General features: G+C 70.7%; 3 protein-coding genes and 1 pseudogene. All 4 read left to right on the top strand.

Annotated features, from left to right (window positions below):
- The coding region (locus ACFPZL_RS12220; RefSeq protein ID WP_382335627.1) for an FAD-binding oxidoreductase at positions 1 to 387 on the top strand (387 nt) is incomplete at its 5' end.
- A 113-nt stretch (positions 388 to 500) separates the two neighbouring features.
- Positions 501 to 1,406: a ParA family protein gene (locus ACFPZL_RS12215; RefSeq protein WP_218114946.1), complete on the top strand. Its 906-nt coding sequence runs from the start codon at positions 501 to 503 to the stop codon at positions 1,404 to 1,406.
- Positions 1,407 to 1,410: 4 nt separating this feature from the next.
- On the top strand, positions 1,411 to 2,301 hold the full coding sequence (locus ACFPZL_RS12210) for a segregation and condensation protein A (RefSeq protein ID WP_236022011.1): 891 nt from the start codon (positions 1,411 to 1,413) through the stop codon (positions 2,299 to 2,301).
- Positions 2,294 to 2,507, top strand: a pseudogene (locus ACFPZL_RS12205) (SMC-Scp complex subunit ScpB); the annotation flags it as partial. The gene ACFPZL_RS12210 and the pseudogene ACFPZL_RS12205, both read left to right, overlap by 8 nt.

Here is a 2,507-nt window from a genome sequence, read left to right as displayed (position 1 = left end):
TCTGGCTACTTCGGAACCGCGATCCACGGCGACCTCGCCGTGCCGCGCGCCGCGCTCGGCGAGATCGTCGCGCACGCGGCCGAGCTCTCGGAGCGCCTCGGCGTCATCGTCTCGATCAACGGCCACGTCGGAGACGGCAACTTCCACCCGATCATCGCCTTCGACCCCGACGACGCCGACCAGACGCGTCGCGCGCACGAGGCGCACCGGGAGCTGCTCGCCCGGGCGCACCGCCTGGGCGGCACCGTCACCGGCGAGCACGGCATCGGCACCGAGAAGCTGGAGGCCCTCGACGAGGAGCTCTCCCCCCGGGTGCGCGAGCTGCAGCGCGCGATCAAGGCGGCCTTCGACCCGAAGGGGATCCTGAACCCGGGCAAGAAGCTCTGAAGCGGGCAGTCGGCACAGCCGGTCGGCGCCGTGCGCCCGGTCGATGCGGCGCACCATCGGCACGGCGCGACCGGCCGATACCGGGGCAGTCCGGAACGAGCGGTGCCGATAGGATGTTGGGCAGCGGACGGCAGGACGAGAGAGGAGCCGGAGTGGCGACACGTGCAGCGAAAAGCTCGGCGAAGCTCGGCCCGACCGGCCGGCCGGAGCGCTTCTACCCCGTTCCTCCGAAGCTCGACCGGCACGGCCCTGCGCGCATCATCTCGATGTGCAACCAGAAGGGCGGCGTGGGCAAGACCACGACCACGATCAACCTCGGCGCGGCCCTGGCCCGTTACGGGCGCCGCGTGCTCGCCGTCGACTTCGACCCGCAGGGCGCGCTCTCCGCGGGTCTCGGGGTCGCCGCGCACGACGTGCCGACGATCTACGACCTCATGCTCGGCAAGGTGAAGGATCCGGTCGAGGTGATCCAGCCCTCCACTACCGAGGGGCTGGACGTCATCCCCGCCAACATCGACCTCTCTGCCGCTGAGGTGCACCTGGTCAGCGAGGTCGCCCGCGAGCAGATCCTCGCCGGCGTGCTGCGCAAGGTGGCCGACCGCTACGACGTGATCCTGATCGACTGCCAGCCCTCGCTCGGTCTCCTCACGGTGAACGCGCTCACGGCGAGCCACGGGGTGCTGATCCCGCTCGCCTGCGAGTACTTCGCACTGCGCGGGGTCGCGCTGCTGATCGAGACCGTCGAGAAGGTGCGGGATCGCCTGAACCCGAGCCTCGAGCTCGACGGCATCATCGCGACGATGTACGACCCGCGGACGCTGCACGCGCGCGAAGTGCTCGAGCGCGTGGTCGCCACCTTCGACGAGAAGGTGCTCGACACCGTGATCAACCGGACCGTGAAGCTGCCCGACGCCTCGGTCGCGGCGAAGCCGATCCTCGACTACGCGCCCGAGAACGCCGCCTCGGAGGCGTATCTGCAGCTCGCCCGCGAGCTGGTGCTGCGCGGCACCGTTGCCTGAGGCCGTGGTGACCGCGCCCGAGCTCGAGGATCTCGGCGGGGCTACGGCCGCGGAGACGGCCGCGAAGACCACCGCCGAGACCGCCGACGAGGCTGCCTTCCGGGTCAGCCTCGACGTCTTCGACGGTCCATTCGATCTGCTGCTCAGCCTGATCTCGAAGCACGAGCTCGACATCACCGAGGTCTCGCTCAGCCTGGTCACCGATGAGTTCATCGCATACCTCGCCTCGCTGGAGGGGCAGGGCCTCGTCGAGCTCGACCGCGCCTCGGAGTTCCTCGTCGTCGCGGCGACCCTGCTGGACCTCAAGGTCGCCAGCCTCCTGCCGCAGGGCGAGGCGGTGGACGCGGAGGACATCGCGCTGCTCGAGGCTCGGGATCTGCTCTTCGCGCGGCTGCTGCAGTACCGGGCGTTCAAACAGGCCAGCGCCTGGTTCCTCGAGCGGCTCGAAGCCGAAGCCGGGCGGCACCCCCGGCAGGTGCCGCTCGAGGCGAAGTACCGCGACCGCGGGCCGGAACTCGTATGGAACGTCTCGCTCGAGGACTTCGCGGCGCTCGCGATGCTGGCCTTCGCGCCGAAGGAGCTGCCCGTCGTCGGGCTCGAGCACCTGCACGCGCCCCTCGTCTCGATCCGGGAGCAGGCCGCCATCGTGGTGTCCCTGCTGCGCGGCGCGGAAACCCGGGGCGGCTCGCTCACCTTCCGCGAGCTGATCGCCGGAGTGGACGCCGCAGCGGATCGAGGGGTGATCGTGGCGCGGTTCCTCGCGATCCTCGAGCTGTACCGGCGCGATGCCGTCGGCTTCGACCAGATCGAACCGCTCGGCGAACTGCGGGTGGAATGGGTCGGCGAGCACTGGTCCGACGAAGAGCTTTCGACGCTGGGTGGAGACTATGACTGACGCGATCACGGCCGAGGCGACGCCGGAACCGACGACCGAGCCGATGACCGGGCAGGCGACCGAGCCGACCGCCATCGATCCGGAGCTCGCCCGCGCGCGGGAGACGCACACGGTCGAGCAGCAGATCGAGGCGCTGCTGCTCGTGGCGGACGAGCCGGTGAGCGCCGTGGGCCTCGCGACCGCGGTCGACCGGCCGGTCCGCGAGG

It is taken from the genome of Leucobacter soli, assembly GCF_042659205.1.
Classification (GTDB): Bacteria; Actinomycetota; Actinomycetes; order Actinomycetales; family Microbacteriaceae; genus Leucobacter; species Leucobacter soli.
Note: the sequence above shows the minus strand (reverse complement) of the source record. Positions and strands in the feature narration are given on the sequence as shown.